This is a genomic window from Mycolicibacterium sp. 624, assembly GCF_040548615.1.
GTDB lineage: Bacteria > Actinomycetota > Actinomycetes > Mycobacteriales > Mycobacteriaceae > Mycobacterium.
In genome coordinates this window covers 440,724-457,047 of the sequence record NZ_JBEPRZ010000003.1, presented here as the reverse complement: position 1 = coordinate 457,047, position 16,324 = coordinate 440,724, and the positions used below count along the sequence as shown (strand labels likewise).

Below are 16,324 nucleotides of genomic sequence, written 5' to 3'. Positions count from 1 at the left end.
CGGAGGCCGCCGAGGTGTTCCCCGACCTACGGTGTGGCATGACCTGCTACGCGCCTAGCTTTTGGCTGAGTGAACCCAACGAGGAAGCCCGGGCCCTTGACGCGGAGCTTGACTGCGACGTGGTGGTGATCGGGGCGGGGTACACCGGCTTGAGTGCGGCGATCGCCCTGTCGAAGGGGGGCATCAACACCGTCATTGTCGAGGGTGACCGGGTGGGTTTCGGTGCCAGCGGTCGTAATGCCGGCCATCTGACGCCGACGATCGGCAAAGATCTGCCCAGTGTGCTGCGCATTTACGGTCGTGAGATCGGTTCCGCCTTGGCGCGTTTCGCCGACGCGGCGGTGGAGCACACCGAGGCCGTCATCGCCGAACTCGGCATCGACTGCGACTACATACCCCACGGTAATGTCATCGCCGGTCTGCACCCCGGGCAGGAGACCAAGCTTCGCCAGGCCGCCGACGCTGCCCGGGAAATGGGTGCAGGCGTGCGCATGCTCACCAACAAGGAACTCAACGACCGACAGCTGCCGGGCTTCGTCAATTGCGCGGCGATCGAGAGCAGGGGAGGGGTACTCGATCCCGGGAAGTATGTGCGGGGGCTGTACGCGATGGCGGAGGCCTCCGGCGCCAGGGTCTTCGAGGCCACACCCGCTGTCAGAATCGTCGAGCGCCCACGCCAGGTGTGCGTACACACGCCAAACGGCATGGTGACAGCGCGAACTGCGGTGCTTGCGACGAACGCTTACACCCCCCAACTGGGACTCCGTTATGGCAGCGTCCTACCCGCCAACGCCTGCCAGTTCGTGACAGCACGGCTGACCGTCGAACAGCGAATGCGCATCGGATGGCCCGAGGCTGAGGGCGTCTACACCGCCCATCAGTCGCTGGAGAACTACCGCCTGACCGCAGACGGGAGGGTCATCGGTGGTTCGCGCTATATCGGATATCGCTGGGGTAGCCGGCTATTCGACGATCAGCGGCCCAGAACCTTCGCCAAGATCGAGCGGCGGTTCCGCGACCGCTTTCCTGAACTCGGAGACGTGGCTGTCGAGGGATTCTGGTCCGGGCACGTGGCGATGAACCTCAATTTTCTCCCGTTCATCGCACGAGTCGGCGAGCACTCCAATATCGTTGCTGCACTCGGTTATTGCGGCCACGGTGTCGCGCAGGCGAGCCTGCTGGGAACGATCGCCGGCGAAATGGCCATGAGGTCGGCGCAGCCCCCGGCGGTCCTGACTGATCGCACGCGGATACCCATGCCGCCCGAACCGTTGCGCTGGCTGGGAGTGCACGCCTCGACCGCCGCGCTGAGTGTCGCGGACTACCTCACTGATCGGCGAGCATGTCCACGTAAACGGGAAGACGTCAGCTGATGATGCCCGGTCGGCTGCCGGACGAGGCGTCGGTGCGTTCGGCGCTGGGCGTGCGTCCGGTCCAGCGCCGATAGGCGCGCCGGAACTCGCGCACATCGCTGTAACCCACCTCGGCCGCCACGCCGATGATCGGCATCGACGACAAACGTAAGAGATGAGCTGCCCGCTGACAACGAACCTTGTCGCGCACCTCACCGAACGTCCTGCGCTCCCGCGCCAACCGTCTGTGCAATGTCCGCTCGCTCATGGCAAGGCGGGCCGCAATCGCGGCCATCGTCAGCGGCCGCTGCAGATTCTCCCGCAGCACATCCTCTACCTGTGCCGCGATCCCGACCTGCCGCCTGTCTGCGCACGCCAGTTTCTCCACTCCGTCCATCGCGGCGGCGAGCTGTGTCCGGTTTCCGGTGGAGATGACGTGATTACGCAACGTCCCCTCGAACCGGATCCTGGTGGCCGCCGTACCGAAGAGCACCGGGCAGCGGAAGAAGTCCTGATACGCGTCGGCGTACAACGGTGCGGTATAGCAGAACTCGACCTGTATGGGTCCGGCATGCATGCCCAGCACCGATCGCGTCAATGTCACGATGGCGGAGCTCGCTTCTTCGGCCATGAACTGCAGCAGGTCGGGGACCGGCCACCGTTCGCGCAACTCGAACGTGATGTCGTTCGGAGAGAAATTGGCCTCGACGTCGAGCAGGCTGCCGGCCGCACGATGCAAGCGCGTCCCGACATCGATCGCCTCGGCGACATCCCGGCACGAGTGGATGGCGAAGCCAAGTAATCCCCATGACGCAACGGCGTTTCGGCTGCCAAGGTGCAGTCCGAGCGGTCCCGGCGGAAGGTCTCGAAAGGCTCGCCGCAGGTGCACGATGATCTGACGGTATGACAGTCGCGTCTCGGGGAGTTCGAGCTGGCGGCGGGACAGCCCGGTTCCCGCGAACCACGCTTCGGTGTCCACGCCGTGGTCTTCTGCCACCTCGACGAGAGCAAGGATGACGCTGGGCGCGATGGTGGCCGCGTGCAACGTAGGATCTGCGCCCAGGCCACCCTGGCCATCCGCGGCGACAGGCGACATTGCTGCTCAGTTCTCCTGGTGCGAGAGCAGCATGTGCCCCACGACGCCGCTGATGGCGTCGACGGATTGCGCGGCGGTCCGCAGCCGGTCTACCTGAGACACGGCGTTTATGATCGTCAGCGCGGCATGCACTTTCAAGCGTGCCTGCGCGGGGTCCGTCGAAGGGTCACGCTGCTGGATCAGATGGGTCCATTCGTTGACATAGTCGCGCTGGGCAGTCAATGCGGCTTGGCGGTGGGGCTCGGCGAGGTTGCGGATCTCGGTCATCAGGATGGCCACGAGATCAGGATGCGCGACGGCGAAGCTGGTGTAGGAAGTGATGAGGCCACGCAACCCGTCGGTGGGAGTGCTGGCTCTGGAGAGCACTTCTGCGAGCTGTAGCTGCAGGTAGCCTGCGCCGCGCTGAAGTGCCCGGCCCAACAGTTCGGACTTGCTGGTGAAGTGGTTGTAGATGTTGGGTCCCGACATGCCCAGCGCATCCCCGATGTCCTCGTTACCGACACCGGAATAGCGGTGCTGTGCAAACAATCTGGTCGCCTGGATGAGCAGGGCCTCTCGCCTGGACAGGGGTTCGAGGCCCGCCACCGGCTCTTTCGGGGCAGTAGCAATAGCCAGTCCGGGTGCGACTGGCGATGACATCACACGCTCGAGCAGTGCGACGAGCAACGACCGATAGACGCCGCGGTCGACAGTCACCGCATGAAAGGATGCGCTGAGCAGGACCCCGAGGAGGGACCACGCGAGCAGCTCGCTGGCGGTCGTTTCGAGTTCGGGCCGAACTCGTCGGCAATTGCTCGCCAGTTGTTCGATCATGCGGTAGACGTCGCGGTCAATGGATTTCTGCTCATCGGCGGGAAGATGTCGCATCTCTCGCAGCCACAGCAGGCCGAGATCGGGGTGATCCACTGCCAAATCGGCCAATGCGGTGAGTGCGTTGTCGTCGAACTGCAAATTCAGTGCGTCGACAGCCGCTGTCGCGGGCCTCAGTCCTGCCCGGATTACCTCGGACAGCAACTGCTGCTTGTTGCTGAAGTGCCGGTACAGGGCAGACGGTCCGACATCGACCGCGTCGCCGATATCCCGCAGTGAGACATGCTCGTAACCCTTTGCTCGGATCAGTTCCGCGGCGGCGCTCAGGATGCTGTCGCGCTTGTCGACCCGCCGGGCTCCGCGCCGTGGTGGCGATGATGAGGTCGCTGGCACGTGACCTTCCTACGAGGAGCGCTCCAGGCGAGCGAGCGGCCGGTGATTGTGTTCATGATGGCATCGACTTGGCCGCGCCGGTGGAAAACGCCCGCCGCTCGGTTTCAGAAGGCGGACTCGTCGAGTTCCATGATGTCGTTGTCGATGTGCTCGATCACCACGCGCGTGCTGGTCAGCAGCGGCAGGAAGTTCTTGGCGAAGAAGGACGCGACCGCGACCTTGCCCTCGTAGAATGACTTCTCCGGACCGGTGGCGCCCGCGTCGAGCTTCTCGATGGCGACGGCGGCCTGGCGCTGCAGCAGCCAGCCGATCATCAGATCCCCGACGCTCATCAGGAACCGCACCGAGCCCAGGCCCACCTTGTAGACGCTCTTTAAATCCTCCTGCGCGGCCATCAGGTAGCCGGTAAGCGAGGCCGCCATCCCTTGGATGTCGATCAGGGCGGTCGCCAGCAGCTCGCGTTCGGTCTTGAGGCGGCCGTTGCCGGATTCGTTCTTGACGAAGGTGTCGATCTGGCCGGCCACGTGCGCCAGCGCGACGCCCTTGTTCCGGATGATCTTGCGGAAGAAGAAGTCCTGCGCCTGGATCGCGGTGGTGCCCTCGTAGAGCGAGTCGATCTTGGCGTCGCGGATGTACTGCTCGATCGGGTAGTCCTGCAGGAAGCCCGAGCCGCCGAAGGTCTGCAGGCTCTCGGTCAGCTTGGCATAGCACTGCTCCGACCCTGCGCCTTTGACGACTGGCAGCAGCAAGTCATTGACCTGCCGAGCCAGGGCGGGCTCGACGCCGTGCACACCGGCAGCGACCTCCGCGTCTTGGAAGGTGGCGGTGTACAGGTAGAGGGCGCGCAGGCCCTCGGCGTACGCCTTCTGGGTCATCAGGCTGCGACGCACGTCCGGGTGGCGGACGATCGGGACCCGCGGGGCCTTCTTATTGGTCATCTCTGCCATGTCGGCGCCCTGGATCCGTTGTCCGGCGTAGTCCAGCGCGTTGAGATACCCGGTCGACAACGTCGCGATAGCCTTGGTGCCCACCAACATTCGCGCATGCTCAATCACGTCGAACATTTGCGCGATGCCGTCGTGCACCTCACCGACCAGCCAGCCCTTGGCCGGCACGCCGTGTTGGCCGAACGTGAGCTCACAGGTCGCCGAAGCCTTCAACCCCATTTTGTGCTCGACGTTGGTGACGAAGACACCATTGCGCTCGCCGGGTTCGCCAGTGCGGGAATCGAAATGGAACTTCGGCACGAAAAACAGCGAGAGCCCCTTCGTTCCGGGGCCCGCACCTTCGGGACGCGCGAGCACGAGGTGGACGATGTTCTCGAACAGCTCACCGGAGTCCGCGGAGGTGATGAACCGCTTCACACCGTCGATGTGCCACGAACCGTCCTCCTGCTTGACGGCTCTCGTGCGGCCGGCGCCCACGTCGGAACCGGCATCCGGCTCGGTGAGCACCATCGTTGAACTCCAGCCGCGGGTGGCCGCGAACCTGGCCCACTCCTTCTGCTCCTGGGTCGCAAGCTTGAACACGATGCTCGCCGAACCGGCACCGCCGAGATAGAAGAACAGCGCAGGATTGGCTCCCAGCATCATCTCTCGCAGCGCCCACACCACGACTTTCGGCATGGGCAGGCCGCCAAGTTCTTCTTCGATGCCGAGCTTGTCCCAGCCACCGTCGAGCAGGGCTCGCGCCGAGGTCCGCAACGGCTCGGGCAATGTCACCGCATGAGTCGCCGGATCGAAGGTCGGGGGGCGCCGATCCGCGATCTGGAACGACGCAGCTAGCGGTCCCTCCGAAAGTTGGGCGACTTCGGCGAGCAGTTCGCGGATATCCGCGGAATCGAGGTCGTAGTGGCCGGCGAGGCCCGTCCCTGGCAGGTCGAGGAATTCCAACAGGTTGAATTCAAGGTCCCTCAGCGGGGACTTGTAGTGGTTCATTGGTCCTCCATCCTCGGACCCGTCCGATTCCCGCCATTCGCGGTTCACACAGTCTCGTGGTCGCCGGGTAGGTGCAGAGTGCATCACAAATAACCTCCTAACACAACTAATGCGTCATTACCGCACGTCAGCAGGATTGTGTGAATCGTCAATAACCTGACATCCATGTCGGTGATCGGGGCGTTAGCGCTCCAACTGCGTCGCAACCGTGTGGGTCGAGAGCGCGGGGCCTACCGAGATCGCTTCCGACCCCACATCACCCGGGGCTCAGCCGGAGTTACCCAGTGAACGCAACGCCCGCGGCATCAATCCGTGCGCGACAAGTTTGCGGCGCTGGTCGGGTTCGGGATCGAGATCGCGTTGCTAGAGGAATGCAACGTGGACAGTTCGATCGGTGTTTCCAGGGACCTGAGATCTGCGAGGAACTGATCAAGATCAAGTGGGCGCCGGCGCCACGGATACTCATTGGTGAATTCGACGAACCGGCGGATGAGGCTGCATCGGGCCGTGATGGTGCTCGTTGCGAGACCCCGGCCAGCATCTGAGCGCGCCACCGGTCGACCATGGCCGTCAAGACCGCCTCATCGGCCCGCAGCAGCGATACATCGCCACGCTGGAGGACCCGAGGAATGAACCCCGGCAGCACCTCAGCCATGCGCACGCCCGAGCGCGACGTCGTGCAATAACCCGGAGGGCCACAACATAATTCGTCACTGTGACGAATCGATGGTGAACGGAACCGGAAGGGGCGTGGGGGCGGCAGCGGTCGATCACGCTATCGCCATCGCGCCATTAGCAGCCGGCGACGCGATTGCCGCCCTTGGGCTGGTGTCTGCCGCGAACTGACGGCAATGGAACGCCTTCGTGGATCACCTAACAACTGAATCAAGCACTAAGTGATCGAAATACACGGCGACCTCGGCGTACTGACAACATATGTGCACTCGGCCGGGCGGAGTCTAGGCAGTCAACCGACGCGCTGAGCAGCGCCGATCATTCAATCAGCATGTGGTGTGAGCACTTTCGTTAGATGCAACGCGCAAGCTAAAGTGCCGATAAGCCACATTATGTCAACTTAAGTACGCCGTTTTCATCTGATGAATCACGGGCGTTCCGAATGGCCCTCGCCCGACGCTTGAGGTCGATGTGGCCAAAGCGCTTCGACGCCAACGAGTAGAGCCTCCGTTCGGTCCGGCTGCCGCGACACGCGCTGACGAACGCGCGTTTCGCGGTGGACCTACACTCCTACGGCGTGCGATTCAACGAATTGCGGCACCTGCAGACCGTCGACTTCTCCCGCAACCCGCACGCACCGGAGTTCGGCCGCTACGGCGTCGTGAAGGTCCGCGGCAGGATCCGGCGGCCACGTCGATCACCTGCGCAGCCTGCTGCAGCACCACGGACTGCTCCCCCAACGCGATGAACACTTGGCGCGCTTCGAAGTCTGGCTGGCCGCCAAACTCGACGCCATCGACTCGCCGACTGTCCGCACACCCGTCGAGCAATTCGCGACCTGGCACCACCTGAAACGCCTGCGCAGTGAATCTAACCCGGTCAATTCTCCGACGGGCCAAAGCGTTCGGCCAAACAGGGGGCGATCGTCGTAGAGGGTGTCAGCGGCGGATCTCGGCCCGGATTCGATCCCAGGTACCGGTGGCGATCTTGTCGCGCACGTCATCGGTCAGTTCGGCCTGGGTCAGGAAATTTCGTGCCGCCCCGCTACTGGTTGGCACGTAGGGGAAGTCGGCGGCGAACATGACACGGTCATCGCCGACGACCTCCAACGCCCACTTCAGGTATCGATGGCTAAAGATGCCGCCGGGGGTCAGGAACGCGTTATGGCAGACATAGTCGGTGATAGTGCGTTCCAGACGAGCCACCGCGGCGATGCCATCGATCCGGTCCAGGTAGAACGGCAACATCTCTCCCCAATGACCCAAGATGATTTGCAAATCGGGGAAGCGATCGAACACTCCGGCCAGCACCAGACGAAGGAACTGCAACCCGGCGTCGTAGTGCCAACCCATCCCGTAAGTGGCTAGTCCGGTGCCGACATGGTCGCTCAAGCCCCCGTAGTAGGCCTGCCGAACCGGTGGCGGCGGGGTCTGCGGATGCAGGTATAGCGGCGCCCGCAACGCCTCAGCAGCCTCGAACAGAGGCCAGAATTGCTGATGATCAATGGATTGCCCCTGGACACGGCCAAAGATCAGGGCGCCCTCGAAACCTAGTTCCCGCACCGCACGGTCCAATTCGGCCGCAGCCTGTTCGGGACGTTGTGGCGCCAAGGTCGCAAACGCTTGAAATCGCTGCGGGTGGCGAGACACGGTGTCGGCAATCTCATCGTTGACCGCGGTCTGCAAAGCGACGGCATCGACCGCCGGTAGGTCGAAGAGCCCCGGCGTGGTCAACGACAACACCTGCACGTCGATGCCGGCGTCATCCATGAGCGCCAGCCGCTGTTCGCCCAGGGATGCGAGATTGCGACCCAGGCCCGATGCAGGGTCGAACGATGCCATCGGATCGCGGCCTCGATCGGGCAGGCGCTGCCACGCCGAGGCGACTGACGGCAGGACGTAGTGCTCCTCGAGCGCGCTGATCTTCACGATCTGGTCGCCACTACCGTCGGACCGCTTGTTGCGAGGCTCCCCTGAACGGTACGGCGGTCTCGCGCTGCCGAATCGATACTCATGACGGGTAGGCTATGACTTCAAGTCCAGTTGAAGTCAAGGAAGAGAAGCCGTTGTCGTACAAACCAACCGACATGCTCACCGTCGGTGAGGTAGCCCAACGCGCTGGAATCGCCACTAGCGCAGTGCGTTTCTACGAAGACCAAGGCCTCATCACTTCAGTGCGCACACTCGGGAACCAACGCCGCTATCCCCGTCACGTATTGCGCCGCATCAGCATCATCCAAGCCGCCCGCCGGTTCGGCGTCACCTTGGCCGAGGTCTCCGCCGTCTTCACCGACCTGCCCGACAACCGAATGCCAAGCAAGGCCGACTGGAACCGAATCTCGCGTCACTGGCACGCTCAACTCCAAGCGCGACGCCTCGAGATCGAACACCTCGAAGCAGAACTCACCGGATGCATCGGATGCGGCTGCCTGTCACTGGCAACCTGCCGCATCGTCAATCACGACGACGAACTCGCCCGACAAGGCCCCGGCCCCCGACGACTCATCAGCGCCGCCGACTGACTCGCGCCAAGCTGCCAAAGGGCACGCGTCAACAACGTGTCGTGCCGCAACAGTTGTTGCGGGTCATGACGTTGTTGACGGCGGCGGGGCACGCTGGGTGAGCCTTGTTCTATGGCGTTCGCGTCGTGGCTCGGTGTCAGCGAACGGCGTCGCGGTTGGCGCAGTGGTAGGTGCAGTATCTCTGCGTTCCCGGTCGACTGAAGTCCACAAAAGCGTGTGCACAGTCTTCGGCTGCGCAGCGGTGGATGCGATGCATTCCGCGTTCGGTGAGGTATTGGGCCGCAGCGGCGCTGGTCGCACCGGCCAGGGTGGCGGCGAAGCCCGCGTGGGGATCGCGGTAGTGGAGGTGCCAGCCACTTCCGTCGTGATTGGTAATCGACGGACTGACCGTGAAGCGTGCCAGCATCTCGTTGAGAGCGTCGACTCGGTTGATTTCGGTGGTGGCATCGACGACCCGCGCCCACTCATGGAGGAAGGCCTGCACGTCACGCAGGTCGGCGCCGGTGGCGCGACGCTGGGCTGGCATCCCTAGCTGAGTCCACCGGTCCTCCAATTCCGCGGGTGTCGACGCGCGGTAGTTGTCCCTGGTCAGAGAAGTTGGTCCACACTCAAGACGATCTATCAAATGGAGCGCGGCGGCCTGACCACTCAAAGCGGCCCGACTGCTCCGGGAAACACCACCTGGGTGGACACTATGACGTGGCCCTTTCTGCAACAGTGTTCAAAGTCGAACTTGGCGTCTCTGATGTCGATCACGGTTACTACGCCGATCACGCGCTGACCGTGGCCCGCCATCCCAGTGAGACCGATGAGCGGATGGTGGTGCGGTTGTTGGCGTTTGGGCTGCGCGCACACCGGCTCAGCGACGTCGACGGTGAGTTGGCGTTCGGGGCCGGCCTGTCCACCCCGGGGGTCCCGGACCTGCGGCTCGCCGACTATACGGGCCGCGTCCTGGAGTGGATCAACGTCGGCCAGCCTGATGAACGCGTCTTGGGCAAGGTGGCCAGCCAGGCCGATCAGGTGCTGTTGTTCCCGTTTGCCGCCGGCGTGGCCACGTGGTGGCGCACCGTCGGCCCAAAAGTGGCGGCATGGAAGAACCTGTCGGTGGTGCAGATACCGCACGCACCGGTGCAGCAACTGGCCCAGACTGTCGATCGACGGGTCTCGGCGCAGGTGATGGTGATCGAAGGTCAGGTGACGATGACCGTAGGCGGAGTCGACGTTACCTTCACGCCCGAGCCATTGGAGTGAACGTCTGAGCCCGAGGTGCTAGTCGATGGCGTTAGTGCCCAGTTCTGGAATATATCGATCATTGAAGCTCCCCCGGACTTGGATCCCCGGCAGTCGCCATTGACCGCAGTCATCAGCAAACTGGCGAACGGCCGCCTGGCGGGCCAGGCGTCCTATGGGTATCGATCCGGTTGCCAGGACCGCTCCCCCGGCATCCGGTCACACCAACATCCGACAACGGACAGAATACGGCGGAATCGAATACGCAGGGTTGTCAGTAAACCACCGCATATTGCATCAGATGAATCATCACCCCCTTGTCCGGTCCCGCTTTTGTTGCGAAAGTTGCTGGCATGACAACCTTCGTCATAGAGGCGCCGATGGCCATCGACCTCGCAAGGCGCGGCGCGATCATTCCATCTGAGCACAGCCTGGCGGCTGCCGCGGCGCGTGCATTCGTTGAAACCGTATCGCCTGCCGAGGTCTTGAAGCCTGCAGGAGCGCGATGAGAATCGCCGTCAGCGGTACGCACAGCATGGGCAAGTCCACCCTCGTACGGGACTTTCATGATCTGCACCCCGCGTTCCGGGTCGAAGACGAGCCTTACCGCTATCTCGCGGCCGAAGGTGAACGCATCCACTTTGCGGAACGCGCAAGCCAGCGCTGCAACACCCTGATGACACAGCACGCGATTGCTCGCATCAACGATGCGCGGCAAACGCAACCCGACGTTGACATCATCTGCGATCGCAGCTGTCTTGATTTCATTCCCTACTCGGAGTACGCGGGGGCGATGGGCGGCAAGGAAGGTGTACCTGAAATCGAAAGGCGCAGAACGTTAGAGGTTCGCGCTGACATGCAGGAAAAGAGCGATCTACAGTTTCCTTCGGATATCACCTCCGCCTACATTGAGGAGCTTTGGACGGCTGTTCTCGACAGCGGGGCTCTGCAGAGCTACGACCTGATCGTGTTTCTTCCCCTTACCGGCGACCCAGCGATCGACCCGGCGATGGAAGACGACGGGATTCGTTCGGTGGAATCCTTCTACCGGAACTGGATTGATCGTGCCTTCAAGAGGTTGTACCGCGAGGAGTTACCGAGGCGCTCTCCCCTGGCCTGCCACGTTGTCGAACTCGCCGGCAACCGGCACGAACGGGTTAGCGCGCTGGAGCGAATCATCGAAGGGCGTCTCGACCGCGGGTAATTGAGGACTACGGCTAGGGTGATCGATGGCGAGTGCAGATCCCGTGCGCGTGAGGAATCCTAGATGTACGTAAAGGCAGTACTCGAGTACAACGGTGGCGAGCTTCGAACTGTGATAGGCGGGGTGCGTACCGATATCGGCGATTTTCGAAGGCCCTTACTTGGGCGGGATGGCCGGGATCGGTGGGGATTATCAATGTGGAGACTCGGTATGTTCCCCGGCGGCAAAAACTACGATGAGATGACGGCCGAAGAAATATCTGAGGCGAGTTCAACCTACATTCAATCGGGTGGCTCGGCAGAACGTTTGTCCGTCGAGATTCGACGACGGGAAGGGAATCGCTACCGCCAGTACGTCGTTGGTCATTTTGGCCCGAGCGGCGAGCTGACAACAGAGCGGATTCTTTTAGGTCCGCACGAACCGCTGGTCGTTCGCTCATCCGAGGTGTTCGACGCCGACGAGGCCGCACAGTTGTTCCTGTCCTGGTTCAAAGTTGGCGCCATCCCAGACGGCTACTCGTTGAGAGAACTCAATATCTGACACAAGTTTGAACTGGCTCCAACCCCTTGCGGCAGCGAGAATGCGGCGGCATCAAATACGGCGGGTTTCGCAGTCGCACCTTCCTGGCGGCGGCACCCCGACGAACTCAACCGGGCGCTTGCCGCCCACCGGCCTGACTGAAGAATGGCGGTCGTAAACCGCCCGGACGCCGTTCACCGGTTTCCCGGCCTTCATCGCCTCGCCCACTGCCGGTGATGCAGACCAGCCACACCGGCCCAACCTGTGCCGATGAATGGTTTCGCACTAACGGGGTTTGAGGACGCGCGTCATCGGGCAAGATCAACCTATGCGAAATCTTGTTGGCCGTTCGACCATCGCCGTTCTTGCCGCCGCTCCGATTGCCGCCTTGTCGCTGTTCGGGGCCGGGATCGGTTCCGCAGAGCCCCTAAACTGCATCAACGGACAGTTCTGGGATCCGATCACCAACACCTGCCAGACGCCGCGTCCGGCGGGCGACTGTGCGCCCGGTGAGTACTGGAACGCCTTGTCAAATGTCTGCCGGCCCCTGGGTCAACTCTAGCCCGCTTCACTGCGCGACCCTAGGTCAAAGATCTCTATGCCACCGTGATTGCGCTGTATCACAAGTGGTTTAACGGGTTTCACGGCGGGTTACCAGAAACAGTCGCCGTTTTCATCTGATGAATCATGGGCGTTCTGAGCGGCCCCTACCGCGAGCCTCGCCTTGTGCTACACGCCGCCGCGGCGCAGCATCCGCCCCTGCGCGGTCTGGAAGTCAATCTTCTTGCCGCGCAACCAGGTACTCGTCACGACACCGGCGAGTGCCCGTCCGTCGTACGGGCTGATCGGGTTCTTGTGGTGCAGCTTGTGCACGTCGACGACCTGCGCAGACTCGGGCTCGAAGATCGCGAAATCGGCGTCGTAGCCGAGCGCGATCTTGCCCTTGTTGTTCAATCCGGCGAGTGCTGCGGGTTTGGCCGCCATCCACTCGAGCACCTGCGTGAGTTCTATACCGCGACGCTTGGCCTCGGTCCAGATCAACGACAGGCCGAGCTGAAGCGACGCGACGCCGCCCCATGCAACGCCGAAGTCACCGTTCTCGACGTCCTTCAGGTCGATCGTCGACGGTGAGTGGTCAGAGACGATGCAGTCGATCGTGCCATCGAGCAGGCCCTGCCACAGAAGTTCCCGATTCGACGCCTCACGGATCGGCGGACAGCACTTGAATGCGGTCGCGCCGTTCGGGATTTCCTCGGCCAGCAGGGTCAAGTAGTGCGGGCAGGTCTCGACGGTGATCTTGACGCCGTCGCGTTTCGCGGTGGCGAGCATCGGCAGTGCGTCCGACGACGACAGGTGCAGAATGTGAGCACGGACGCCGGTCCACCGAGCGCGTTCGATAACCTCCGCGATCGCCACGTTCTCGGCGCCGCGCGGCCGTGACGCGAGGAAGCGTTCGTATTGGTTGCCCTCCGCCGAGGGTGCTCGGTCGATGGCGCGGGAGTCCTCGGCGTGCACGATCATCATGGAGTCGAAGCCGGCCAGCACGGCCATGTCCTTCTCCATCTCATCCGCGTCGAGATGCGGGAACTCGTCGACGCCAGAGTGCAGTAGGAAGCACTTGAAGCCGAACACGCCATCGTCGTGCAGGCCGCGCAGATCGTCGGTGTTGCCGGGGATCGCGCCGCCCCAGAAGCCGACGTCGATGTGTGTCTTGCCCGATGCCGCCGCACGCTTGGCGTTGAGTGCTTCGACATTGACCGTCGGCGGAATCGAGTTCAGCGGCATGTCGATCAGCGTGGTCACACCGCCCGCCGCCGCTGCGCGGGTAGCGGAGTCGAACCCCTCCCACTCGGTGCGGCCCGGCTCGTTGACGTGCACGTGCGTATCGACCAAGCCTGGGATCATGACCTGCTCGTCGGCGAGTTCGACGATCTCCGCGCCGATGAGGGCGCTGCCCAGCGGCTCGATCGCGACGACGCGACCGTCGCGGATACCGATCTCGCGGGCAACGATTCCCGCTGTCGTCAGTGTGCGCTCGCCACGGACCACCAGGTCGAACTCGGGTTGGTTGGACCGCTCCCCTGCGTCGGTGGTCATCGGCAGCCCTTCATTGCTACGAGCATAATTCCTCATCGTGGAAATGAAACTCCATACCGTTCGACTCTAGATGTGAGCGTTGACACAGTCAATCGCGCCAAAAGCTTGACAGCCGGTGTGTGGATGCGACTTACTTACTGAATCCGTGGAATATAACTTCCGCACAGTGGAATGTTTGCGGCGGCGTTGAGCGTCGTCGCTCCGACCGTGACAGGCGTATCCATGACCACAGAGTCCACCGGGCTAATTGGCGACTCCAACCGTACCGATGCAGCCCCGTTCGCCGACGTGAGTCCGCATCTGTACAACCCCGATCTCGCGCCCACAAAGCGCGAAGGTCGACGATGGAGTGCGTACAACATCTTCACCCTGTGGGCCAACGACGTGCACAGCCTGGGCAACTATTCGTTCGCCATCGGATTGTTCGCCCTCGGCCTCGGCGGGTGGCAGATCCTCCTGGCGCTCGGACTCGGCGGCATCTTCCTCTTCCTGCTGCTCAACCTGTCCGGGTTCATGGGTGAGAAGACCGGCGTCCCGTTCCCGGTGATGAGCCGCATCGCGTTCGGCATCCGCGGCGCACAGATTCCCGCTCTCATCCGCGGCGCGGTCGCGATCGCCTGGTTCGGCATCCAGACCTACCTGGCGTCCGTGGTGCTGCGCATCTTGATCATCGCGCTCGCGCCATCGGCGGCGACCCTCGACACGAACAGCGTCCTGGGGTTGTCGACGCTCGGCTGGATCTCGTTCGTCGCGCTGTGGGTCGTCCAGGTGATCATCGTCAGCTATGGCATGGAGATGATCCGCAAGTACGAGGCGTTCGCCGGCCCGGTCATTCTATTCACGATGATCGCGCTCGCGATCTGGATGCTCAACAATGCCGACTGGACCATCGCGTGGACGACGCCCGATTCGCTGACCGGCGTCGACATGTGGCTGAAGATCATCGGTGGCGCCAGTCTGTGGGTCGCGATCTACGGCACGTTCGTCCTTAACTTCTGCGATTTCACCCGCAACGCGACGTCGAAACGGGCGATCGTGCGAGGCAACTTCTGGGGCATTCCGCTCAACATGCTGGTGTTCGGCGCCATCGTCATCACGCTGGCCGGCGCCCAGTTCCGCATCGACGGACGCATCATCGAGGCTCCCGCCGACATCGTCCAGGAAGTGCCGAACACCCTGCTACTGGTGCTCGCGGCACTCGCGCTGCTGATCCTGACCATCGCCGTGAACCTGATGGCCAACTTCGTCGCCCCGATCTACGCGCTCAACAACCTGTTCCCCAAGCACCTGAACTTCCGTCGCGCAGCATTCATCTCGGCCGTCATCGGCCTGGTGATCCTGCCGTGGAACCTGTACAACTCCCCTGCCGTCATCAACTACTTCCTGGGCGGACTCGGCGCCATTCTCGGTCCGCTGTTCGGCATCATCATGGCCGACTACTGGCTGGTGCGTCGTTCCAAGATCAACGTCCTGGCCCTGTTCACGATCGATGCGGACGGCGAATACCACTACGCCAAGGGCGTGAACGTGCGGGCCGTGATCGCCCTGGTGATCACGGCGGTGGTGGCCCTGCTGCTGGCGTTCGTCCCGGTGTTCGCGATCGTCTCGGAGTTCTCCTGGTTCATCGGCGCCGGACTCGGTGCGATCGTGTACCTGGCGGTTGCAGACCGCCGTGGACCGTTCAACGATGTCTCCGGCGAGCCCATCGCCGTGGCCAGCACGCACTAGTAGGGACCGCCATGAGAATCCTCGTAGCCAACGTCAACACGACGGTCTCGATGACCGAGGCGATCGCCGAGTCGGCGCGCGGTGTCGCGTCCCGGGGCACCGAGATCGTCGGGATCACACCGCGTTTCGGCGCCGACTCGTGCGAAGGTAACTTCGAGAGTTATCTCGCGGCCATCGCCGTCATGGACGCGATCACGTCCTACCCCGAGCCGTTCGACGCGGTGATCCAGGCCGGTTACGGCGAGCACGGTCGGGAAGGCCTACAGGAGTTGCTCGACGTCCCGGTGGTCGACATCACCGAGGCGGCCGCGTCGACGGCGATGTATCTCGGACACAAGTACTCGGTCGTCACCACGCTCGACCGCACCGTCCCGCTGATCGAAGACCGGCTCAAGCTGGCGGGTCTGGACGCTCGGTGCGCGTCGGTGCGGGCGTCCGGCCTCGGCGTGCTCGAACTCGAGTCGGATCCGGATCGGGCCGTCGACGCGATCGTCCGCCAGGCGCGTGAGGCCGTCGAGAACGATCACGCCGAAGTGATCTGTCTCGGCTGCGGCGGCATGGCCGAACTCGAGGCGAAGGTGACGGCCGCGACGGGCGTCCCGATCGTCGACGGAGTCCGCGCGGCGGTCACCATCGCCGAAGGTCTGGTCCGGATGGGTCTGACCACGTCGAAGGTGCGTACCTATGCGACCCCGCGCAAGAAGAAGGTCACCGGCTGGCCATTCCAGTTGTAGGCCAACGACTTAGACGAGACCGGGCACC

General features: G+C 63.1%; 14 protein-coding genes and 3 pseudogenes. 10 read left to right on the top strand and 7 right to left on the bottom strand.

What is annotated here, in order from left to right:
• Positions 1 to 38 precede the first annotated feature (38 nt).
• Entirely contained in the window at positions 39 to 1,373 is a 1,335-nt protein-coding gene (locus ABIA65_RS15090) for an NAD(P)/FAD-dependent oxidoreductase (protein WP_354524048.1), read from the top strand.
• Here ABIA65_RS15090 and ABIA65_RS15085 read toward each other — a convergent pair.
• The 4 genes and pseudogenes from ABIA65_RS15085 to ABIA65_RS15070 all read right to left on the bottom strand — a co-directional run bounded on the left by ABIA65_RS15085 (position 1,366) and on the right by ABIA65_RS15070 (position 5,588).
• A complete protein-coding gene (locus ABIA65_RS15085) occupies positions 1,366 to 2,448 on the bottom strand; it encodes an AraC family transcriptional regulator ligand-binding domain-containing protein (protein ID WP_354524047.1) in 1,083 nt (360 codons plus the stop codon). The genes ABIA65_RS15090 and ABIA65_RS15085 overlap by 8 nt on opposite strands.
• A 6-nt stretch (positions 2,449 to 2,454) precedes the next feature.
• Positions 2,455 to 3,399, bottom strand: a complete 945-nt coding sequence (locus tag ABIA65_RS15080; protein WP_354524223.1) for a TetR/AcrR family transcriptional regulator — start codon at positions 3,397 to 3,399, stop codon at positions 2,455 to 2,457.
• Between the two features lie 60 nt (positions 3,400 to 3,459).
• A pseudogene (locus ABIA65_RS15075) lies at positions 3,460 to 3,651 on the bottom strand (helix-turn-helix domain-containing protein); the annotation flags it as partial.
• A gap of 104 nt (positions 3,652 to 3,755) precedes the next feature.
• The gene (locus ABIA65_RS15070; protein WP_354524046.1) at positions 3,756 to 5,588 is read right to left on the bottom strand and encodes an acyl-CoA dehydrogenase; all 1,833 of its coding nucleotides are present in this window, start codon (positions 5,586 to 5,588) and stop codon (positions 3,756 to 3,758) included.
• Between the two features lie 1,240 nt (positions 5,589 to 6,828).
• On the opposite strand from ABIA65_RS15070, the pseudogene ABIA65_RS15065 reads away from it, so the two are divergent.
• Together ABIA65_RS15065 and ABIA65_RS15060 are read left to right on the top strand one after the other, a co-directional pair.
• Positions 6,829 to 6,936 (top strand): annotated as a pseudogene (locus ABIA65_RS15065) (site-specific integrase); the annotation flags it as partial.
• Positions 6,932 to 7,179 (top strand): annotated as a pseudogene (locus ABIA65_RS15060) (hypothetical protein); the annotation flags it as partial. The pseudogenes ABIA65_RS15065 and ABIA65_RS15060, both read left to right, overlap by 5 nt.
• Before the next feature lie 22 nt (positions 7,180 to 7,201).
• On the opposite strand, the gene ABIA65_RS15055 reads toward ABIA65_RS15060, so the two are convergent.
• Positions 7,202 to 8,104, bottom strand: coding sequence for an amidohydrolase family protein (locus ABIA65_RS15055; protein WP_354524045.1), 903 nt, complete (start codon positions 8,102 to 8,104; stop codon positions 7,202 to 7,204).
• A 224-nt stretch (positions 8,105 to 8,328) separates the two neighbouring features.
• Here ABIA65_RS15055 and soxR point away from each other — a divergent pair, with 224 nt between their 5' ends.
• Positions 8,329 to 8,784 (top strand): redox-sensitive transcriptional activator SoxR, encoded by a 456-nt coding sequence (gene soxR, locus ABIA65_RS15050; protein WP_124713975.1) that lies wholly within the window; start codon positions 8,329 to 8,331, stop codon positions 8,782 to 8,784.
• Positions 8,785 to 8,920: 136 nt separating this feature from the next.
• Here soxR and ABIA65_RS15045 read toward each other — a convergent pair whose 3' ends face one another.
• On the bottom strand, positions 8,921 to 9,310 hold the full coding sequence (locus tag ABIA65_RS15045) for a CGNR zinc finger domain-containing protein (RefSeq protein ID WP_354524044.1): 390 nt from the start codon (positions 9,308 to 9,310) through the stop codon (positions 8,921 to 8,923).
• Positions 9,311 to 9,483: 173 nt separating this feature from the next.
• Here ABIA65_RS15045 and ABIA65_RS15040 point away from each other — a divergent pair, with 173 nt between their 5' ends.
• The 4 genes from ABIA65_RS15040 (at position 9,484) to ABIA65_RS15025 (ending at position 11,758) form a co-directional block, all read left to right on the top strand.
• Positions 9,484 to 10,035: a YaeQ family protein gene (locus ABIA65_RS15040; protein ID WP_354524043.1), complete on the top strand. Its 552-nt coding sequence runs from the start codon at positions 9,484 to 9,486 to the stop codon at positions 10,033 to 10,035.
• A 332-nt stretch (positions 10,036 to 10,367) separates the two neighbouring features.
• Positions 10,368 to 10,523 (top strand): hypothetical protein, encoded by a 156-nt coding sequence (locus ABIA65_RS15035; RefSeq protein WP_354524042.1) that lies wholly within the window; start codon positions 10,368 to 10,370, stop codon positions 10,521 to 10,523.
• A complete protein-coding gene (locus ABIA65_RS15030) occupies positions 10,520 to 11,218 on the top strand; it encodes an AAA family ATPase (protein WP_354524041.1) in 699 nt (232 codons plus the stop codon). The genes ABIA65_RS15035 and ABIA65_RS15030 overlap by 4 nt, the downstream gene beginning before the upstream one ends.
• 210 nt (positions 11,219 to 11,428) lie before the next feature.
• Entirely contained in the window at positions 11,429 to 11,758 is a 330-nt protein-coding gene (locus tag ABIA65_RS15025) for a hypothetical protein (protein ID WP_354524040.1), read from the top strand.
• A gap of 708 nt (positions 11,759 to 12,466) precedes the next feature.
• Here the strand turns inward: ABIA65_RS15025 and allB are convergent.
• Positions 12,467 to 13,834, bottom strand: coding sequence for an allantoinase AllB (gene allB / locus ABIA65_RS15020; protein WP_354524039.1), 1,368 nt, complete (start codon positions 13,832 to 13,834; stop codon positions 12,467 to 12,469).
• Positions 13,835 to 14,056: 222 nt separating this feature from the next.
• Between allB and ABIA65_RS15015 the strand changes: the two genes are divergently transcribed.
• Positions 14,057 to 15,562, top strand: coding sequence for an NCS1 family nucleobase:cation symporter-1 (locus ABIA65_RS15015; protein WP_354524038.1), 1,506 nt, complete (start codon positions 14,057 to 14,059; stop codon positions 15,560 to 15,562).
• An 11-nt stretch (positions 15,563 to 15,573) separates the two neighbouring features.
• Positions 15,574 to 16,296 carry an aspartate/glutamate racemase family protein gene (locus tag ABIA65_RS15010; RefSeq protein ID WP_354524037.1) on the top strand — a complete coding sequence of 241 codons (723 nt, stop codon included), beginning with the start codon at positions 15,574 to 15,576 and terminating at the stop codon, positions 16,294 to 16,296.
• Positions 16,297 to 16,324: the final 28 nt, after the last annotated feature.